Source organism: Gordonia heveisoli (assembly GCF_030315745.1).
In the GTDB taxonomy this organism is placed as follows: Bacteria; Actinomycetota; Actinomycetes; order Mycobacteriales; family Mycobacteriaceae; genus Gordonia.
The window spans coordinates 1-4264 of the sequence record NZ_JASXSH010000042.1 but is presented as its reverse complement, the minus strand read 5'-3'; the positions used below and the strand labels follow the sequence as shown (position 1 = coordinate 4264).

The following is a 4264-nucleotide window of genomic DNA, read 5'->3' as shown; positions in this document are numbered from 1 at the left end:
GTCATACAGACGCGCACCCAACTTCTTCGGGTATGCCGTGAACACCGATAGGGCACTCTCAAGTTGTTTCGGCTTCCAGATCCCCGCTTGGCGATCTTTCAAGCGAATGGGCTGACCCTCGAAAGTGAACTCAGTCAATGCTTCAGCAGTGATCGGCTCCAACCCATCCTGGGTCTGTCGCGTCAGCCACTGCATTGCTGATTGCCGCAGATCGCGATCGAAGCCCTCTTGCGTTCGCATCCCTGTCCTGGTTCCCGTCGAACGATCGCCACCCAGCCGAAAGAACATTAGCGCCCAAACCGCCGCAATTTCGCAGCATCGCAAAGAGCCCTACCGGAGGTCATCTACGCGTCACTCGCAACCCTAGCGGCTTCGCCAAGTAAACCGTACAAACCGGTCAAGGGGTTGATCAATTGCAGTGCGCCCTGCCTGAATCAATTGCAGATGCGCCCTGCCTAATCCCCTCATCGGGGATAATCCCTGCATGCCCGCGACGCACGACACTCGCCCCACCCGTCTAGAGCGCTGGCTCCCGGGGCTGGGGGTGGCACATCATTACGACCGGTCCTGGCTGCGGGGCGACATCGTGGCCGGCATCGTGCTGACGGCGTTGCTGATCCCCGCGGGTATGGGTTACGCCGAGGTGGCGGGCCTGCCCCCGGTGACCGGTCTGTACGCGACGATCGTGCCGCTGGTGGTCTACGCTCTGGTCGGGCCGTCGCGCATCCTGGTACTGGGTCCGGATTCATCGCTGGCACCGATCATCGCGGCGGCGATCATCCCGCTCGCCGTCGTCGAAGACGAGCGCATCGCGCTGGCGGGTCTCCTGTCCCTCGAGGTCGGTGCGGTGCTGCTGATCGCCGGCGCATTGCGACTGGGATTCGTCACCGATCTGCTGTCCAAACCGATCCGGATCGGCTATCTCAACGGCATCGCGCTGGTCGTCATCCTGAGCCAACTCCCCAAGTTGCTGGGATTCAGCATCGACGCAGACTCGATCGCCGAGGAGATCCACGCCATCGCAACCGGAATCGCCGAAGGCGAGGCCGAGACCCTGCCGTCGGCGATCGGAATCGTCTCTCTCGTAGTAATTCTCGGGCTCAAACGCTGGAAGAGCAGCATTCCGGGGGTGCTCGTCGCCGTCGTCGGCGCGATGATCGTCGTCGCGGTCTTCAAACTCCAGGACGAGGTACCCGTCGCCGGCGCGATGCCGCGCGGACTACCCACCCCGGCGCTCGACGGCATCACCGTCGACGATGCGGTGCAACTATTCCCGGCCGCCGTCGGTATCGCGCTGATCGCCTTCGCCGACACCAGCGTGCTGTCCCGAACCTTCGCCGCACGCGCGGGACACACCGTGAACGGTTCTCAGGAGATGGCCGCGATCGGTGCGGCCAACGTCGCCACCGGATTCCTCTCCGGCTTCTCCATCTCGGCGTCGTCGTCGCGCACACCGGTCGCCGAACAGTCCGGCGCGCGAACCCAACTCGCCCCACTGGTGGGCGCGGTCCTTATCGTCGCGTTCATCCTCCTCGCCCCCGGCGTGACCGCCTACCTTCCATCGGCAGCACTAGCCGCGGTGGTCATCTCGGCGGCGCTGTCACTCATCGACATCAGCGGTGTCGCCGAATTGTTCCGGGTGAACTGGGTCGAGGGCGCGCTGTCCATCGCAGCGTTCCTCGGCGTCGCCCTGCTCGGGGTACTCGAAGGCATCGTGGTGGCCATCGCATTGTCGCTCGTTGCCTTCGTCAACCTCGCCTGGCGGCCGTACCGCACTGAACTCGGCCGGGTACCGGGGCTGCGCGGCTACCATGACGTGACCCGCAATCCCGCCGCCGAACGTATCGAGGGTGTCCTCATCCTGCGGTTCGACGCGCCGCTCTTCTTCGCCAACGGCGGCATGTTCGACGACTACGTCCGAGCCCAAGTGATCGCCGCCCGCGATGCCGGCCGCAGCGTGCACACCGTCATCCTCGCCGCCGAACCGATCACCCAGATCGATGCGACCGCGATCGACGAACTCGTGGAACTCGACGACTACCTCCGGACCCACGACATCACCCTGATCCTCGCCGAGCTGAAAAGCCCCGTCCGCGAACAGCTTGAACGCTACAACCTGACCGTCGACGGCAAACCGCGCTTCGACGACTCACGATTCGCCCCGACCACCGGCGCCAAGATCGACGAAATCACCGGGCAGTTACGGTCGGACATCTCAGGCGACGACACCGAGCGCTGATCGTCCGGTCCGTCAGACAGGGGAATCATCGGTCGCACTCTGGCAACTCGATGCGGCGTTGCGCCACACTGGGTCCTCAACGCTCCCAGACCACCCCGTGCAGACGAGGCATTCAATGAAGACACGACTTGCCGTCCTACTCACTGGCCTTACGGTAACCGCCGGGGCCTTGGCGTTCACCCCCAGCGCTTCGGCGACCACCCCGCAACTCGGGGCGTCGTGCATCGGCGCCGAAATCGGGCGCACCGCGGTCGACGCCCACGGCAACAAGCTCATCTGCGACAACTACGTGTGGCGACTCAACCGCGGCCAGCAGCCGCGCCACAAGTGGGCCGACGACCAGCGCGCCTGGACCGAATGCACCGAACACCACTCGGTGACGTACTGCCGTCACCTACTGAACCACTAGTTGTGGTCTCTTCCGCTCGTCTGTGACGGCGGGGGGCAGGGGTTCGTCCCCTAGTTCCGAACTCGTCCCCGCAGTGCAACTGGGCGAAGAATGTAAACGTAGGGGAGGAATTTCGTCCCCTACTTTCGGTCGGCGGGGGCGCGCCTGCGTTCAGAACCACCAGTCGACGGCGGGTCCGACGGCCCAAATGCGATGCGGGACCGCCGACCTGGCGGTCGACGGTCCCTTGGTTGCGGATTCGCTTATCAGCCCTGGGTGCGCCAGCGACCGTCAGCACAGATGACGGCCTTACCCTTCGTGTTGACGGCCACCGGGTAGGCGCCCGAACAGGGGCTGCCGGTCCGACGGACCTTCGGGTCGATGCGGGCCACCCGAACCCACCTGTAGCGGTTGCCCACATTCGTGCAGACGAGAGGCTTGTTGGATGAGGTGAAGGCGATGCTGCTGGCCTGCCGGGGCGAGCACGAACCACCTGCCGACGGCGCCGCCTGAGCGTCGCCGGTTCCGACCACCAACGCCGGGCCCAGTGCCGCCGCGCCGATCAGTGCCCCCACCATGGACCGCTTAATCCCACTTGTGATCATGGCGTCCATCCTATGAGACCCCCCATGAACGAGGGCAAGACCACAGCCGACGGGCGGGCAGATTCGGCGCACCGAATGACCGCACCGAGCTACACGCCGGTGAACTCAACGAGGAATCTGGTCGATCGTGGCGCGGGTGAAAGCTATTGCGCGTTCGCAGATTCCATCCACTTCCGCTGGGGTGGTACCGACCAGGATCGAAGTCGTGACGATTGCACGGCCTGACAGTACGTGCGTGGAGCAATTGTCCCCACCTAGCGAGCTCACAAGAACCTCACGGCCAGAGATCGTCCGGCTTGGGTGCCAGTGGAAGACGGCGCTATTCAGCGTCTTGTAACCATCAAGGGTGGGATTGGCCGATGGCGCGTTCCCGACAATTTGATGGGCACTTCCAAATCTGCTTCCGATGAGTTTCCATTTGCATCCCCGCAATGTCTGGTAGTTGACCGAAGCCGCATCGGCGACCGAGTCCGGCGCAATCCCGAGTTCCCTTAGGGCGTCAGGCATGACGCTCGTACACGGCTCATAGGGGGTCCCGTTGTTGCCTTCGCTCCACCGATTGGGGAAGTCGGTGCGAAACGGGAGCATCCGGCCCTGATCATCAAATTGCCTGACAGATGGCGGGACCGAGACCGGCGAAGAACTCAGTGCGCCTGGCGGTTGAGCGACTGGCTCTCCGGGTACCGAGCAACTACACAACAGCGCTGCCGCGAGCGCCGAAACGGCCCACCACAATGTTCGCCACACTATGCCCGAAGCCCCTGTGATGCTTCACTATCCGCCGTTCCGAGTTCGCCACCGGCTCGGCGGCACACGTTCGCGAGCTCGATCGCGTGACCTTTCTGCGTGGAAAGCTCCTGCTGCCACGCACCGATCACCCGAGCAAGTGCGTCATACAGCGCCTGACCTTCAACGCACTTACCGAATGCGTTCATCAGCAGCACGCGCGACGCCTCGTCACCAGCGGTAGCCAACGCCTCCGCCGCTCCCTCCGCGACCGCCGCGCGTCGTTCCCATTCTTCGGCCGTGACA

General features: G+C 64.1%; 4 protein-coding genes and 2 pseudogenes. 2 read left to right on the top strand and 4 right to left on the bottom strand.

The genetic code is table 11. From position 1 onward, the window contains the following. Window positions 1-240 (bottom strand): annotated as a pseudogene (locus QSJ18_RS20010) (HNH endonuclease); the annotation flags it as partial. Between the two features lie 244 nt (window positions 241-484). On the opposite strand from QSJ18_RS20010, the gene QSJ18_RS20005 reads away from it, so the two are divergent. Next, on the top strand, window positions 485-2239 hold the full coding sequence (locus QSJ18_RS20005; protein ID WP_286328410.1) for a SulP family inorganic anion transporter: 1755 nt from the start codon (window positions 485-487) through the stop codon (window positions 2237-2239). A gap of 169 nt (window positions 2240-2408) precedes the next feature. Beyond that, a complete protein-coding gene (locus QSJ18_RS20000) occupies window positions 2409-2648 on the top strand; it encodes a hypothetical protein (protein WP_286328409.1) in 240 nt (79 codons plus the stop codon). A 245-nt stretch (window positions 2649-2893) separates the two neighbouring features. Here QSJ18_RS20000 and QSJ18_RS19995 read toward each other — a convergent pair whose 3' ends face one another. The 3 genes and pseudogenes from QSJ18_RS19995 to QSJ18_RS19990 all read right to left on the bottom strand — a co-directional run. Beyond that, window positions 2894-3232: a hypothetical protein gene (locus tag QSJ18_RS19995; RefSeq protein WP_286328408.1), complete on the bottom strand. Its 339-nt coding sequence runs from the start codon at window positions 3230-3232 to the stop codon at window positions 2894-2896. A gap of 105 nt (window positions 3233-3337) precedes the next feature. Continuing rightward, window positions 3338-3979 (bottom strand): DUF3558 family protein, encoded by a 642-nt coding sequence (locus tag QSJ18_RS20215; protein WP_353507228.1) that lies wholly within the window; start codon window positions 3977-3979, stop codon window positions 3338-3340. Further along, window positions 3979-4264 (bottom strand): annotated as a pseudogene (locus QSJ18_RS19990) (hypothetical protein); the annotation flags it as partial. The gene QSJ18_RS20215 and the pseudogene QSJ18_RS19990, both read right to left, overlap by 1 nt.

Bases quoted from the DNA above. Each gene is read 5' to 3' on its own strand.
- QSJ18_RS20005 (WP_286328410.1), top strand. From the start codon at position 485: ATGCCCGCGACGCACGACACTCGCCCCACCCGTCTAGAGCGCTGGCTC.
- QSJ18_RS19995 (WP_286328408.1), bottom strand. From the start codon at position 3,232: ATGATCACAAGTGGGATTAAGCGGTCCATGGTGGGGGCACTGATCGGC.